Here is a 13104-nt window from a genome sequence, read left to right as displayed (position 1 = left end):
TCAGCCCTCGACACCGCTCAGGCACCGGCCGAGGAACGCGGTAAGCGGCGCGACGTGGACGTCCGGCCGGTCCCACTGGTTCTCCAGGTTCTCCGCCAGGTGGTGGGTGGCGACGACCTGCCCCGCCCGGTGGTAGCGGACGACCGGGTGCAGGTAGGCGGCGGCGTGGGCCTGACCGACGACGTTCTGGGCCACCCGGCTGACCGTGACGTCGAAGGGATCCACCTGGTCGTGCTCGGGGCCGTACTCCAGGGTCACGACAAAGGCGTGCCGGTAGTCGTGGTCGGCGGTGCGCAGGCCGGTCTGGGCGAAGTACTCGACAGGTACCTCGTAGTGGTAGCGCACGTCCGGGCCGGCCACGGTGACCACGTCGCCGAGGAAGCCGAACTGCTGCCACAGGGCGGAGGTGCGGTTGACCCTGGCGACGATGGCGTCGGCGATCGACTCCGCGGTGGCGTCCAGCTTCTCCGACGGCCACGGGGTGTCGTAGTACCGTCGCTCAAGGATCTTGTGCAGGGCCCGTACCCCGTACCGGAAGCCGTGGATGAAGCCACTCGTCGAGCGTTTGAAGTCGCGTTCCTGGGAGATCGTGCCGGCGAAGTACAGGTCGGACACGTTCACCGACTCCCACTGCGGGGTCTGGGCCGGGAAACGGTCCCTGATCGCGAGTTCCGGACGGCAGCTGTCGTCGAAGATCGACGCGTCGAAGGCGAAGCCGGTGCAGGCGAGCACCCGGTCGTACCAGAGCTCCTTGGTCACCTCGTCCGCGCGGGAGAACGCGAACGTGACAGTGAACCCGGTGCCGTCGCGCTCGATACGTCGGATCTCGCCGTCCAGGATCGCGTTCGCCGACTTCAGTTGGTAGGTGTCCAGAAAGTTGTTGTTGACCGCGCGCAGATGCCCCACGTAATGGGTCCGCCAGGCCATCCGGATCGAACTCGGTCCGGCGAGATGGATGAGCGTGGTGGTCTCCATCAGGTTGTCGGCGGTCTCGAACGCGGAGTTGCCCTTGCCGATGATCAGCACCTTCTGGTCGAGGTAGTCACGCGGGTCGACAGACATGTCCGCGTACTGTTCCGCGAGTTCCAGGCCCGGGATCTGCGGGGTGTACGGCCGGGACACACCGGTGGCGACGATCAGCCGCCGCGCCCGGAAGGTCTGCCCGGCCTGGACCTCGAAGATCCCGTCGACCTTGCCGACCGACGTCACCCGGGAGTTGTACCGGACCTTCGCCCCCGTCTTCGCGGCGAAGTCCGCCAGGTAGCGGACCATCACCTCGGCGTCCGGGAAGTACCGCTCGGTGTATCCGGTGAACCGCAGCGCCGGATCGTCGCTGAGCAGCGAGTTCCAGTCCAACCGCAGGTTCACCTCAGGATCGTCCGAGCCGGTGTGCGGCTTGTTGATGGAGATCAGTTGCCTGTGGCGGGGATAGCGGGCGAAGAACGCCCCCGGGATGTCCGCGCCCTCCAGCACCAGATAGTCGCGCTTGCCGTCGGCCTCCAGCAGCGCGGCGAGTTGCAGGCCGGCCGGCCCGGCCCCGATGATCAGGTAGTCAAGCGTCACAGCGGCCACCTCACGAAAGAGTGTTCGGAAAAACGTCGACAGTCGCGATGACATCGGCGGCGCGCCGTACGTCACCGTCCAATGGCCGGTCCGGGTCGACCGGCGGTACGGCTGCGGCCACCGCGGCCAGTACCTCGGCGCAGCCCGGCGCGGTCGGCGCACGCGCACCGACGTACGCGGCCTGGCGCAGCCCCACCGCGAGCGACCCGACGAGCAGGTGCAGCAGCCGGGCCTGGTCCAGCACCCGCAGGGCGGCCTGGGTGCCCAGCGGGATGACATCCTGGTTGTGCAGGTTCGTCGGCAGGCTCTGCATGCTCGCCGGTACGGCGTCGCGCCGGATCTCGGCGATCAGCGCGGTCGACGCCAGTTGCACGCCCTGCAGCCCGTGCTGCTGTCCCGGTCCGGCGGCCAGCATCGGTGGCAGGCCGCCGGTGCGGTTGGGATCCACGAGCAGGTCGAGTTGACGTTCGGCGAGATTGCCGACCTGCGCCACGACCATCGACAGCAGGTCCGCGGCGAACGCGGCGGGCTGCCCGAAGAAGTTGCCGCCGTGCACGACGAGGTCCTCGTCCGGAAAGAACAACGGGTTGTCGCTGACGCCTTCGAGGTCGGACCGGACCACGGAGTCGACGTAGCGCAGGGCGTCCTCGGCCGCGCCCAGCAGCTGCGGCGCACAGCGGATGCTGTACGGCTCCTGGAGCGGGCGCTTGCCGGACGGCACCAGCCCGGCGCTGACCCGGCGCATGTACGCGCCCACGGCGACCGCGCCCGGATGGCCGTACGCCCGCAGGAGCCGGACGTCGAGAAACTGCGGGTCGCTGCCGAGCAGATCGGCGAGCAGGCAGGTGAGCACCTGGACGGCCCGGTGCGATGCGCGTACCGAGTCCAGCGCCAGCGCCGCCGCCGCGGTGGTCAGCGACGTGCCGTTGACAAGCGCCAGGGCATCCCGACCGTCCAGTGGCAGCGGTTCGAGTCCCGCCTTCTCCAACGCCTCGGCCGCGGGCAGCCGTACCCCGTCGAGATAGGCGTACCCACGGCCGCGTAAGGCCTGGGCGGCCGCACCGAGCGGGATCAGGTCACCGCTGGCCCCGACCGACCCCAGCCGGGGCACCGCGGGGACGAACGTGGTCGCGAGCATCGCCGTGAGGGCGTCGATGACGTGCGGAGACACCCCCGAGGCACCCCGGGCCAGCGACCAGGCCCGGATCAGCATGGTCGCGCGGACCACCTCCGGTCCGAGGTCCGGACCCTGACCCGCGCCGAGGTGAGCGAGCGTGTTGTCGGCCTGGTCGCGCAGCTCGGCCCGTCCCGGATACCCCACCAGGGCGCCGAAGCCGGTGGTGGCGCCGTACACCGCGCGGTCGTCGCCGAGCACGTCGGACAGGAACGCGCGGGCGGTCGCGACCCGTTCCCGGACCTCCGGTCCGACCAGGACCGTGACCGGGTCGCGAGCGGCGGTCAGGTCGGCGATCCGCAGCGGGACCGCGAGATCTACCTCTCTCGTCATGCGAACGCACCCTAGAGACGGAATCTCAGAACGCTTTGAGATCAGGTCATTACGTTGCGTCGCATGACGCTCGACTACCCGATCATCGGAGCCGGACCGGCTGGGCTCCAGCTCGCCGCCCTGCTGGAGCGCAACGGCCGTGACCATCTGGTGTTGGAGGCCGGCCCGGAGCAGGATCTTCCCGTCGTACACCACCAGCCACTCGTCCTCTTCATCAAGGATGTGCTGTCCGATGTCGACTGAGATCTGGCCACAGCCCGTCCTGGACCTGCTCGCCACCGGGGGCGACCGGCCGGTCTTCTGCGACGGCGACCGCACGGTCACCGCGGCGCAGATGTCCGAGCTGGTCTGCCGGATCGCCGCCGGCATGCGCGCCGCCGGGGCCGGACCCGGCGTCGGGGTCGCCCTACGCCTCGGTGTCACCGCCGAGGCCTTCGCGGCGATCATCGCGGCCTTCGCGGTCGGCGCCCGGGTCTCCGGGATCCGCCCCGACCTGACCCCGGCGCACCTCGCCCACCAACTCGACGACAACCCGCTGCTCGTCGACGACGCCCACGTCGCCCAACTGGCAACCACAGCTCACCCCGGAACCACGCTTGTCGCCGCCGGGCGCCCTGGCGATGTCGCGCGGATCACCTGGACCAGCGGCAGCACCGGCAGCCCGAAGGGCTGCGCACAGACGTACGCGTCGCTGAGCGCGGCCTGGGTGCCGTACCCGGACCGCTGGCCCCCGGCGATCGCCGACCTGGCCCCCCGCCTCCAGCGCTATCTCGTCTTCGGTTCGTTGAGCAGCCAGGTGATGCTGGAGTACGCCGTCCTCGCCCTGACCGCGGGTGGCACCCTGATCGCGGACCACTCCCCCGGCTTCCCCGGCATGATCAACCGGCACCGGGCGACAGCAAGCGTGATCACCGTCGGCAAACTGCACCAACTCGTCCAGGACCAGCGCACCGCGCCGACCGACCTGATCAGCCTGCGGGCGCTGCTGGTCTCCGGCTCCCCGCTGGCACCGGGCCGGCTCGCCGAGGCACTCGACGTCCTCGGCCCCGTGATCTACCACGGCTACGGACAGACCGAAACCGGCATGATAACGATGGTGACGCCGGCCGAGATGCTGGCCGCACCGACCGCGCTCGCCTCGGTCGGCCGGCCACCCGCGGTGACCGAACTGTCCATCCGCGACGCCGACGGTCGCCCCGCGACCGAGGGGGAACTCTTCGTACGGACGCCGGCGCAGGCCGCCGCCTACTGGAATGATCCAGTCGAAACGGCCGACGTCTTCGTCGACGGCTGGGTCCGTACCCGTGACCTGGCCCGGCTGGACGACGACGGCTACCTGCACCTGCTCGGCCGGGTCCGGGACGTCATCATCGTGCACGCCAACCTGGTGTACGCCGGCCCGATCGAGCGAGTCCTCGCCGCCGACCCGACGATTGCCGAGGCCTACGTCGTCGGCCTCCCCGATGACGTCACCGGGGAGGCGGTGCACGCCTACGTGGTGCCGGCCGCTGGTCACACACCGGATGCCGCACGGCTGCGAACCCTGGTGACGGAGACACTGGGGGCGCCGTCAGCGCCGCAGACGATCCAGTCGATCGATCGGGTTCCAGTGGCGGCGAGTGGAAAACCGGACAAGCGCGCCCTCACCCACATGACCATCAGGTGACCGTGGCCCCAGCCCGGGCTCCGACAGCCTGGCCGACGATCCGGTCCACGCCACCGCGCGGTTCGGTACCCGGCAGCCTGCTGCTGGTCACGGTTCGGAATTCAGCGCCCACCGGAAAGTGCCTGCGTGATGTCCTGCCGTAGTTGCACCGCCTCTTCGTCGCCGTCGGCCAGCAGCAGTACCGTGAACGGGGTGACCTGCCCTTCCGGTCGGCCGAGCGGGCTGGCCCAGTGGCGAACTGCCCGGGCGAGGACACGGAGGAGCGTGTGCCGGTCCTGGATGCTGTCCGACAACATCTGGGGCGCGTTGTCGACGATCACCAGGTAGCCGTCCGACGGCAGCCAGTGCAGATCTCGGAGGCAGTCGGACAGGGCGTTCCAGTTCCAGCCGAAGTAGCTGGGGAAGAACAACGCGTCCGAGAAGTCGTAGAAGACACGGCCGGCATCCGCCATCCTCGTACCGTCAAGGCGGGCGACCACGAACCTGCCGGACGTTGGTAACACCGCCGCCAACTCCACCACGGAGCCGCGTGAGCAGACCACGAGCGGATCACTCAAGCCGTGCCATGCGTCGTCCGTCATCCTGTCCACCTCAAGCGACGTCCTCCCCAGCTATCGCGACCTCAGGCACCCGGCCGATGCGCCGTTGGCGTGGGCCCACTGCTCGATGAAGCGCCTCGTGTGGTCGTAGCCCTCGACCAACAGGCGAATCTGGACAGCATCTACTAAGTCCTCGAATTACCCCACATCCAGTGGCATCAGCGATGTTCGTGCGGCGTGTTCGCCGTTCTTGTATCCGTCGCGCATCCGCTTCCGTCGCGCATGCCCGTCCCCGGATGGGCGTCGCGGTTTCCCGACAGGCGTAGGCGTGGCGTCGAGGAGCCCCAACGCTGGTGGCTACCCGTCAACCAGGTGGTGGGAGGAGATCGATTTCCTGATTGCCGGTGGTCGCAAATGTCCGGCAGGGTGACCGTCATGGACGCCGAGGAACTGATTGGGCATCATCCGCGGGTTTTCCACACGATGTCGGCGACCGCGTGGCCATCGGTGCAACGACACGGCCTCCTGTCCACGCAGCAACTGATCGATTTGTTCAACCTCGACGCCGTCGAGCGTGACCGACTCCTGAGCGCCCCTCGCCAGCGGTCCACCGTTCTCCGCGCGCCTGGCCTGCCGCCTGCCGTGATCCGCGATCAGAAGCCGATGAAGTTCATCGTGGAGAAGATTGATCCGAACTCCTCGCTGGCCGCGTACCTCGCGACCGTCTCTCACCGCCGTTGACGATGCATTCCACCCGTCGCGGTCGAGGTGCTGGCGTACGCCGACGGCAGTCGCACCCGCCTTGAGCGATCGGATCAGCAACAGCCACCGGCGAGTTGTTGAACAAGCCTTCGCCACCTGATCGTGAGGTCGGTGCGGGTAGGCGGCGGTGGGTGATCGATGGGGCGAGCCTCCAGGCAGGACGGCAATCGGCTACACCCGGTGCCGCGACGACCGGATCTGCCGACTGGGGCGCCCGATCCTGGACGTCCCGACCGGTCCGTCGCCGACCAGAAGCCGTGGCGGTATCCAGGGCTCCGGCAAAGTCCTGGGGCGTCCTCGGCCCGAGGTGGTTGGTGTGGACGCGTCCTTCTTGTGGAGCAGGGCTGGCGTGACCGGTACCGCCGCAGCGCCACCGTCGCGATTTCCTACGGTCCAGGTAGCGGTAGCGCCGTTGTCGCCGAGCATCGGTCGACCGTACCGCCCAGCGCGCTCATCGTGCTTGACACTCGACGTCAAGTGCTTGACGATGGGTGTCAAGTAGCGGAGGAGGCAGCATGGCGTCAAGCCCCGAGGAACTGACCGAGCATCTCATCCGATTGATCGACATCCGCCTGCTCGACCCCCTCGAAATCCTGGTCGACGGTCACGACGCCATCGACCCGCTGCGCGCCGTCATCCGGGAGCGGGCTCGATCCTGGGCCACCACGATCGTCAGCGGCGACGACCGGGCCGCCGCGGGCGTGGTCATGCGCGCGATTTCCACCCTCTATCCGGGGGACGGACCGTTCGACCCACCCATCGACTGGTGGCGCAGTCCTTTCGGCCAGGCCGTCGCGCGACGGGTCGGCCACCCGAGCGCCGAATCCGTGTCGTATGCGGTGGCCGGCGCCATGCTCGGCATCACCCGCCAGGGCGTCCACGACTTGGTCTCCCGTGACAAGCTCGCCCGCCACCCCGAAGGCGGCGTGCGCTCCGCCTCCGTACGCGACCGACTGCTCAAGGAAGGAACCCGACGTGCCTGAGAGCATCATCCACCGGACCGTGCCCATCGCGATCCGCGACTTCGGCGGACCCGGACAACCGCTGCTGCTCCTCCACGGCGCCGGCGGCAACCTCGCCCAGATGACCACCCTCGCCGAGCACCTGCGCCCGATCTACCGGGTGGTCACCGTCGACCTGCGCGGTCACGGCCGGTCCGGAGACGGCCCGTGGCGCTGGGACGACGTACTGGCCGACCTGGCCGCCGTCACGGACCATCTCGGCCTCACCTGCCCAGCGGTGGTCGGCGTCTCCCTCGGCGGCATGCTCGCCACCCTCTGGGCGCAGCGTCACCCGGAGTGCCCCGGTGCCGTCAGCTTCGACGGCAATCCGCCGCTGAACCGTCCGGACCAGCTCGCCGGGCTGGATCCGGAGCAGGCCGAGACCGAGCTGGCCAAGCTGCGGGCCGTCTTCGACGGGATGGCCGCGATGCTGGCCGAACCGCTAACCGCCGAACAGGTGGCCGCCATGCTTGCGGGGCAGCGGGCCATGGCCCAGCGCTACGGCGCCGCACCCGACGAATGGGGGGCGGCCTTCGAACGCAACCTCGTGCCCGGCGAGGACGGCCGCAGCCGGTTGCGGCCCACCGCGGACCTCACCCGGCAGCTCCGGGACGCCATGGACTCCCTCGACCTGATGCCCGCCTACCGCGACGCCCGCTGCCCGCTGCTGCTCGTCCTCGCCACCGAGGACCTGCCTGAACAACAGCCGTTCCACAGCCTGTACGAGGCATATCGCAAGGTCACCGCTGAACGGCTTGCCGCTGTGGACAACCCGTCTCTGCGGGTGCGGCATCTCGCCGGCGCCAGCCACGCGATGGTCGCCGAACGCCCACAGGAGCTCGCTACCCTCATCACCGACTTTCTCAGCCCTCACGACTGAGGGCGACCCGCCGGAGTCCGCCTCCTGGCGTAGGTCGGACCTGCCTCGCCGGGTGCGTCGTCGCCTGCATCGCGGGATTGTTCGCGACGGCGTGCCGGCCACCCCGGGGACGTGGCTGGTCACCGTCAGCAAGCGCCGGACTACGATGCTCCACGATGATCCCAGGCGGGTACCTGCGTTGGCTTCCGGTCGTGGCGACTGCGGTGACTCTCGTCGTGGCCAGCCTCGTCGGCACGCGCCACCTCGTGGCCTCTTACCAGCACCGCGGCGTCCCGGCGGGGCTGGCGGTCCGGCGGGCATTGGCCACGGCGGTCATGGCGGTCTGGACGCTGCCGTGGCTGATAGTGGTACTCACCCCACTCGACGCACCGCGAGAGGTTCGGCTGGTGCCGCTGCGCGACCTTGTGGAGATCCTCGCCGATCATCCGCTTACCGCGTTCTTCCAGATCGTGGGCAATCTACTGGTGTTTGCGGCGGTTGGGTTCGGTCTGGGCATGGGGTGGCAGGTGCGGTTCGCACATGTGGTCGTAGCGGCGGCAGGCATGTCGACCGCGGTGGAAGTCCTGCAGTACGCGCTGGCACTCGGACGCGTCTCGTCGATAGACGACGTGCTGTTGAACGCAACGGGTGCGGGCCTGGCCGTCCTCGCGGCACGTCGGCTGCCGGTTCCCGATCGCCTGCTGTCCTTACCGCCGTCGTGATGACCCCTCTCGCCCGGCGTCGGTGGCGTGCCCCGGTACGCCCTCGACGCGCCGGGTGAGCGTCAGATGTGCGCCGGTCAGTCGACAATCACGGCGAAGACCGACGACACCGGCACCGGCCCGGCACACCGGGAGTCGTTCGACCGGGCGCGGCTGTCGCCCAGGAGGAAGACGGAGTCGGCCGGCACGGTGACCGGGGCGAACCGGCGCGGCCCGCAGTAGGCGGGGTTCGGCGGCTCGTCGAGTGGCGCGTCCTCAGCCACGTACGGCTCGGTCAGCGGCTCACCGTCGACAGTCACCTTGCCCGAGGTGTCACAGCAGGCGATGGTTTCGCCGCCGACCGCAACGACACGTTTGAGTAGCGGTGCCTCACGGTCACCCCAGAGACCGCCAGGAGAACGGATCAGGACGACATCGCCGCGCCGTGCCTCATATGTGCCGGATACTGGCCGTGCGGTGACAACCTGACCGGCCTTGACCGTTGGCTCCATACTGACGCCGCCCTGGGTGAACTGTTCGGTGGTTCCCGACTGGGTCGCGTCACCGTCGCCGCAGCCGGCAACAGCAATCACGAGAAGGAGCACCATCAGTCTGCGCATCCGACGGATGCTGCCAGATGAGGCGGCGCCGTGTGGTCCGCCGGGCGCGACGCTACCTGGCACTGCCACCCCAAGATCCCATTCGCTGTCGTGCCACACCACGTGCGCGTCGCTGAAGGTGCACCGGCACCGGTGCCGGCCGCTGACGTCCGGATGTGCTGATGCGCAGGTCGGGCCTGGCCCGGTCGGTCACAGCAGGCCGCGCCGTCTACAGATGCCCGGTGTCGTTGAAGCTGACCAGGGCCGGTGGCCGAGCAGAGTCCCACTGCACGATGGTGATTGCGCAGTTCGCCTGGTTGAGACCAATCCAACGCCAGACCGGGGCGTCGAGCATGTGGCGGACGAACCACCCGATCACGAAGTTGTGTGTGATCAGAAGTTCGTGCCGGTCCTCGCTGCCGGTGACACCGAAATGTTCGACAGCGAGCCGCAGAGCGATCGCGTCTTCGTCACGCTCGTCGTCGGGGACGTTGTCGAGCCAGGAAAGCCACCGATCCGGGTATCGGCCACGTTGTCCGGCGGAGGGCACCGGCGTTCGGTCCGCCATGAAATGGCAGGCATGTCTCGGCACCTGTGGGAGATGGCCGGCGACGATGTCGGCGGTCTGGGCCGCCCGGGCCAACGGGCTGTGGTGGATCGCCGAGAAAGGCACCGTACGCAGCCGCCGGCCCAGTCGGTCTGCCTGCTCGCGACCGAGCTGCGACAGGCCTGCGTTCGAGACGTGGTCGGACTCCGGATTCTGTTCGCCGTGGCGGACGAGGTACAGCTGCGTACGAGCCATCGACGCGCCTCTCCGGATCGTTGTGCCGCGATGTGCACGATAGATCACGGACAGGGCTCGGTGCTTCACCGAGTGGTCGCCCTTCCAAGCGAGAGCCGGACCAGAGACTGAGGACGTTTCTTCCACTCGGGCCGCGCCGACCTGACTCCAGCCACTCAAGCGACGCGTTGTCCACAGGCGCGGTCCGTGCGCGCCGTCCACTGGTGCGGACGGCGCGCACGGTGCAGGGTTGATGCTCAGAACTCGCCAGCGCTGATGTCGGCCACCGTCACGCGGGAGACCTTGAAGCTCCCCGCAAAAGAGGTCCCCGTCTCCGGGTCGTCCATCAGGGAGCTGATGGGTACCCCGTTCTGAGCGTTGATGGTCAGCACGTGTCGGGTGTCGTCTCCGAACACGCTCGCGGTGAGGGTGAGGGTGGGCTGCCCGCCGGTCGTCGAATCCACGACTGTGACATCGGGGATGGTGGAGATCAGGCGAAGCACGCCGGCCCGTACCTTCGGGTCGCCTCCCCCTGCGGAGAGCACGTCGACACTGGTGACCCAGAGGTGGTTGGCGGCGATGTTCTCCCGGTCCTCATCGGTGAGCGGCGACGGGCTTGCGACCCCCTTCTGCCGAAGGATCTCCGTTCGGTCCTGGTCGGCGCCGGTAGGGGGCTTTCCCTCGTCGTACACGGAGTTGATCATTTGCTCCCGGGCCTTGGTGAGGTCACCGGTTGCCGCGTACCGCGCCGCCGCCACCCCACGGGTGTGGAAGCCGTTGCCGAGGTTCTCGCCACGAACGATCACCCGTGGAAGTTCGTTCCTGGCCTCCGTGTAGTAGTACTCGCCGCTGTCGGTGTACAGGTGGTAGCGGGTCCGAGATGGGACTGTGCCCCGACGGACATCGACCTTCTCAATGATCAGTGACGCGTCACCCGGCAGTGAGGCGTTGTCCGCGGTGAGGTTGGCTGCCAGGGACACAAGCCTGGTGTTGCCGGCCGATGCCGGGAAAGTGGCTCCGGCCTGATTGTCCGGGCCGGTCGGGGCCGTGCCGGATCCCGTGAACATCGGCAGGGCCAGCGCGAGCGCGGCCACGGCCGCGACGCCACCGCCGGCGGCCAGGCCGAGCGACTGGCGCCTGCGTCGCCGGGCTCGGCCGCGCTGCTCGATCGCCTCGACCGGGCGATCCATCTGTACGTCGGAAAGGGTCTGTTTCACCGCGTCCCACACCTCATCGTCGTTCATGATCGAGTCTCCTAACGGGCTGCGGGCGCGAGCTGCGCCCGCAGGGTTGCGGTGGCACGGGACAGATGGACGGCTACGGTTTGGGCGGAGATGCCCAACACCGCAGCCACGGACCTGGTGTCCAGGTCGAGCCAGATACGTAACACCACCACCTCGCGCTGCCGCTGCGGCAGCCGGCGTACGGCGGCCAGCAGGGCGTCGTTCGGGTCGAGGTCGTCCTCGATGAGGGACACCCGTTCGTGGCCGTCGAGGGCCACCTCCCGTCGGCGTAGCCGCCACCAGGACACCCGGATGTTGAGGGCGGTGCGCACCACCCACGCTGCCGGTGCCGGATGCTGGCTCACCTTCGGCCAGGAGGCCCAGGCTCGCGCGAACGCCTCAGCGACCAGATCCTCGGCCAGCGCCCGATCGCCCGTACCAGCCAGTACGGCACGCAGGCAGTTGTCTCGGAAGCGCTGATAGAAGTCCGCGAAGTCCTTCCGTGCTCGTTCCACACGGGGTTTACGCACGAGCGCCCCGATCCATTTACCCCAACGGGAAGTTTTCCGTTGATCTTGAAATTGGAGCTAGTCATCGATGCTGGCGACGTGTCCCTACCAGCCACGCTGGACGTGCCGCCGGGTTTGCAGGCACAGCGCCCGGGTGAGTTGGTTGACTCGCCTTGACCCGCTGGCCCGGACCGAACAGGCTTGACGGGTTTCCCGAACCCAACCGGATATCGATAAGAGGCGGATAGCGGTGACTGACACGACGCCCAGCCAACCAGGGCCAGGAAGTCCTCGTGGAGCCCGGCAGTTCCGCGCTAGCCGGGGGCGACGCGTAGGCGACGCCGTCATCGGTGTGTTCGTCCGAGCGGGCCTGGTGCCCAGCACGTACATGCTGACCACCACAGGCCGCAAGACCGGCCGGCCGCTCACCCACCCGGCGACTGTGGTCCAGCACGAGGGGCGGCAATGGCTGGTCGCACCCTACGGAGCGGTGTCCTGGGTGCACAACGCCCGCGCCGCCGGACGAGTCAGCCTGGCCCGACGCGGCGACCGGCGCAGTTACGCCGTCCGCGAGATCTCGGCGACGGAGGCCGGACCGGTACTCAAGCGCTACGTCGCCGTCGCCACGCCCACCCGGCCGTACTTCAGCGCGGACAAGGACGCACCTGTCGAGGACTTCGTGGCCGAGGCTGATCGCCACCCCGTCTTCGAACTCCTCCCGATCGACGAGCACGCCCCTGCCGCCGATGACGGACGTTGACGTGTGGCGTGCTGACGATCTGATCGCTGCGAGCGCGCGGGGAGAGCGGATCAGGCTGCTGTTCTTCTGGGGGCACCAGCCGCAGTGCGACGGCCGCGTCGGCGCTGGCTGCCTCAGTCAGTGGTGGCCGTCGCCTTTCACCGTCGACGGGATCGTCTTCGCGACCGCCGAGCACCACATGATGTGGCGCAAGGCCACCCTGTTCGGTGACGAGGCGACGGCCGAGCGGATACTCGCCGCGCCGCATCCCCACGCGGCCAAGGCGCTCGGCGGGCGGGTTACCGGCTTCGATCAACAGACCTGGGACGAGCACCGCTTCGACATCGTCGTAGCCGGCAACCTGGCCAAGTTTCAACAGCACGCCGAACTGCAGGCGTTTCTGCTCGCTACCGGACAGCGGGTTCTCGTCGAGGCCAGCCCGGTGGACCGGATCTGGGGCATCGGGCTGACTCGGGACGACCCCGCCGCCGCCGATCCGGCTCGGTGGCGAGGCCTCAACCTGCTCGGGTTCGCACTCATGCAGGTGCGCGACGTCCTGACGGCCGAAGACGTCCTTATCGATGGTCATCGACACCCGTAGCCGCCACGACGTAGGTCGATGTGATCGGGTGGCGGCGTCGGCCTTCGCATCGGC

Annotated in this window: 15 protein-coding genes; 8 read left to right on the top strand and 7 right to left on the bottom strand. The window is 68.8% G+C overall.

All coding sequences use genetic code 11. From position 1 onward, the window contains the following. Both Van01_RS25520 and Van01_RS25515 read right to left on the bottom strand, forming a co-directional pair. Positions 1–1563, bottom strand: a complete 1563-nt coding sequence (locus tag Van01_RS25520; protein WP_239099294.1) for an NAD(P)-binding domain-containing protein — start codon at positions 1561–1563, stop codon at positions 1–3. Positions 1564–1573: 10 nt separating this feature from the next. Further along, positions 1574–3070 carry an aromatic amino acid ammonia-lyase gene (locus Van01_RS25515; protein ID WP_204012667.1) on the bottom strand — a complete coding sequence of 499 codons (1497 nt, stop codon included), beginning with the start codon at positions 3068–3070 and terminating at the stop codon, positions 1574–1576. 63 nt (positions 3071–3133) lie between these two features. Here Van01_RS25515 and Van01_RS33240 point away from each other — a divergent pair, with 63 nt between their 5' ends. Both Van01_RS33240 and Van01_RS25505 read left to right on the top strand, forming a co-directional pair. Further along, positions 3134–3313 carry an NAD(P)-binding protein gene (locus Van01_RS33240; protein WP_239099293.1) on the top strand — a complete coding sequence of 60 codons (180 nt, stop codon included), beginning with the start codon at positions 3134–3136 and terminating at the stop codon, positions 3311–3313. Further along, complete coding sequence (locus Van01_RS25505) at positions 3303–4736, top strand: class I adenylate-forming enzyme family protein (RefSeq protein ID WP_204012665.1); 1434 nt, start codon at positions 3303–3305, stop codon at positions 4734–4736. Before Van01_RS33240 ends, Van01_RS25505 begins: the two co-directional genes overlap by 11 nt. Positions 4737–4837: 101 nt before the next feature. Here Van01_RS25505 and Van01_RS25500 read toward each other — a convergent pair whose 3' ends face one another. Further along, entirely contained in the window at positions 4838–5317 is a 480-nt protein-coding gene (locus tag Van01_RS25500) for a barstar family protein (protein WP_204012663.1), read from the bottom strand. 393 nt (positions 5318–5710) lie between these two features. Between Van01_RS25500 and Van01_RS25495 the strand changes: the two genes are divergently transcribed. From Van01_RS25495 to Van01_RS25480, 4 genes are all read left to right on the top strand, one after another. Beyond that, the gene (locus Van01_RS25495) at positions 5711–6016 is read left to right on the top strand and encodes a DUF7002 family protein (protein ID WP_204012661.1); all 306 of its coding nucleotides are present in this window, start codon (positions 5711–5713) and stop codon (positions 6014–6016) included. 536 nt (positions 6017–6552) lie between these two features. Further along, positions 6553–7020, top strand: coding sequence for a hypothetical protein (locus Van01_RS25490; RefSeq protein WP_204012659.1), 468 nt, complete (start codon positions 6553–6555; stop codon positions 7018–7020). Beyond that, on the top strand, positions 7013–7918 hold the full coding sequence (locus Van01_RS25485) for an alpha/beta fold hydrolase (protein ID WP_204012656.1): 906 nt from the start codon (positions 7013–7015) through the stop codon (positions 7916–7918). Before Van01_RS25490 ends, Van01_RS25485 begins: the two co-directional genes overlap by 8 nt. 191 nt (positions 7919–8109) lie before the next feature. Next, positions 8110–8619, top strand: a complete 510-nt coding sequence (locus Van01_RS25480) for a VanZ family protein (protein ID WP_239099292.1) — start codon at positions 8110–8112, stop codon at positions 8617–8619. Between the two features lie 77 nt (positions 8620–8696). Here Van01_RS25480 and lepB read toward each other — a convergent pair whose 3' ends face one another. The 4 genes from lepB to Van01_RS25460 form a co-directional block, all read right to left on the bottom strand. Next, entirely contained in the window at positions 8697–9218 is a 522-nt protein-coding gene (lepB, locus tag Van01_RS25475) for a signal peptidase I (protein WP_204012651.1), read from the bottom strand. A 208-nt stretch (positions 9219–9426) separates the two neighbouring features. Next, positions 9427–10158: a histidine phosphatase family protein gene (locus tag Van01_RS25470; protein ID WP_239099291.1), complete on the bottom strand. Its 732-nt coding sequence runs from the start codon at positions 10156–10158 to the stop codon at positions 9427–9429. 77 nt (positions 10159–10235) lie between these two features. Further along, the gene (locus Van01_RS25465; protein WP_204012648.1) at positions 10236–11222 is read right to left on the bottom strand and encodes a hypothetical protein; all 987 of its coding nucleotides are present in this window, start codon (positions 11220–11222) and stop codon (positions 10236–10238) included. Positions 11223–11233: 11 nt separating this feature from the next. Further along, positions 11234–11731: a sigma-70 family RNA polymerase sigma factor gene (locus tag Van01_RS25460; RefSeq protein WP_204012646.1), complete on the bottom strand. Its 498-nt coding sequence runs from the start codon at positions 11729–11731 to the stop codon at positions 11234–11236. 352 nt (positions 11732–12083) lie between these two features. Between Van01_RS25460 and Van01_RS25455 the strand changes: the two genes are divergently transcribed. After that, positions 12084–12470, top strand: coding sequence for a nitroreductase family deazaflavin-dependent oxidoreductase (locus Van01_RS25455; protein ID WP_204012644.1), 387 nt, complete (start codon positions 12084–12086; stop codon positions 12468–12470). Beyond that, complete coding sequence (ybiA, locus tag Van01_RS25450) at positions 12457–13050, top strand: riboflavin biosynthesis intermediates N-glycosidase (protein ID WP_204012642.1); 594 nt, start codon at positions 12457–12459, stop codon at positions 13048–13050. Before Van01_RS25455 ends, ybiA begins: the two co-directional genes overlap by 14 nt. Positions 13051–13104 lie beyond the last annotated feature (54 nt).

The organism is Micromonospora andamanensis (genome assembly GCF_016863495.1).
In the GTDB taxonomy this organism is placed as follows: domain Bacteria; phylum Actinomycetota; class Actinomycetes; order Mycobacteriales; family Micromonosporaceae; genus Micromonospora; species Micromonospora andamanensis.
Note: the sequence above shows the minus strand (reverse complement) of the source record. Positions and strands in the feature narration are given on the sequence as shown.